A 1,250-nucleotide genomic window follows, 5' to 3' on the forward strand; every position below is an offset into this window, starting at 1 on the left:
CTAGTTTATCCATGCCTGTTCCTAATAAGATCGTTTTTTTCTTGGTCGAAAATTTTGATCTTGGAACAGGCACTTAGTTCCATTTTTTTATCCAGAGTTCAGGTTAATTAATAACGAGGATGATGATCATTTGGGACGTTACATATTACCTTCCTGCAAATAGTTATTTTTCAAGCTAACGTAATGGCCTGCTGAATAACATAGTCCTTTTAATTCTTCGGGTTTTAGTTTTCTGACTTGGCGGGCAGGGCTGCCAATATAAAGGTACCCACTTTCTAATATCTTGCCTGGGGCTACTAGGCTGCCTGCGCCAATAATAACGTTATCTTCAATCACTGAACCATCAAGTAGGATGGAGCCCATACCGATGAGTACTTGATTACCGATAGTGCAGCCATGAAGTATAACTTTATGCCCGATAGTGACATCATCTCCCACAATTAAAGGAAAACCATCAGGATTGTCTGTTGTTTTGTGTGTCACATGTAATATAGAGCCATCTTGAATGTTAGTACGTGTACCAATAGATACATAATTAACGTCCCCACGGATGACAACTAAAGGCCATATACTGACATCATCAGCAAGTCTAACATCACCAATGATTACACTAGATGAATCTAGCATAACGTTCTGACCAACTTTGGGCTGAATATCAAGGTAACTGCGTAACGTTTCGGACATGTATACCTCTGATGAAAAAATGGAGATTTACTTTAAATAAGATTTTAGTGAGGAAAATACCAGTATGCAATGAAAGAAACTTGTTGAATAGGGCTATGATGGTCGAAAATTTACTCAAAAAGAACAAGGATTCGCCTGTTGATGGTGGGTGTGAAAAAAAAGTATTGTATAAAAATCTGAGCTCCCTATAATGCGCCACCACTGACCGACACAACGCTGATAAACATTGTGAGGTCGGGCAGAGTAAGCGACAATAAGCGCTTGACTCTGCGGGCGAAAAGCGTAGTATACCCAGCCCGGCTGAACGAGAATGTCAATTTTTATTTCAGCCTGCTCTTTAACAATTAATCAGACAATCTGTGTGGGTACTCACAAGACCGTATCACAAAAAAATACGTTTTAAAGTCTTGAAGAGTGAACAACAGTTAATTCATTACGAACTAATTAATCAGTGAAATTCTTTGAGCATCAAGCTTTGAATTGAAGAGTTTGATCATGGCTCAGATTGAACGCTGGCGGCAGGCCTAACACATGCAAGTCGGGCGGTAACAGGAAAGCGCTTGCGC

Annotated in this window: 1 protein-coding gene and 1 rRNA gene; one reads left to right on the forward strand and one right to left on the reverse strand. The window is 39.9% G+C overall.

Annotated elements, in window-relative coordinates; translation table 11 throughout:
- Nucleotides 1-138: 138 nt before the first annotated feature.
- A complete protein-coding gene (locus ACGF5R_RS24040; protein WP_112879457.1) occupies nt 139-684 on the reverse strand; it encodes a gamma carbonic anhydrase family protein in 546 nt (181 codons plus the stop codon).
- Nucleotides 685-1,161: 477 nt separating this feature from the next.
- On the opposite strand from ACGF5R_RS24040, the gene ACGF5R_RS24045 reads away from it, so the two are divergent.
- A 16S ribosomal RNA gene (locus ACGF5R_RS24045) occupies nt 1,162-1,250 on the forward strand; the annotation flags it as partial.

Origin of the sequence: Photorhabdus sp. RM71S (genome assembly GCF_042879355.1) — a bacterium.
GTDB classification, from domain to species: domain Bacteria; phylum Pseudomonadota; class Gammaproteobacteria; order Enterobacterales; family Enterobacteriaceae; genus Photorhabdus; species Photorhabdus kayaii.

What these genes read in the sequence shown, in the direction of transcription:
- ACGF5R_RS24040 (WP_112879457.1), bottom strand. Translation starts at nt 684, where the DNA reads ATGTCCGAAACGTTACGCAGTTACCTTGATATTCAGCCCAAAGTTGGT.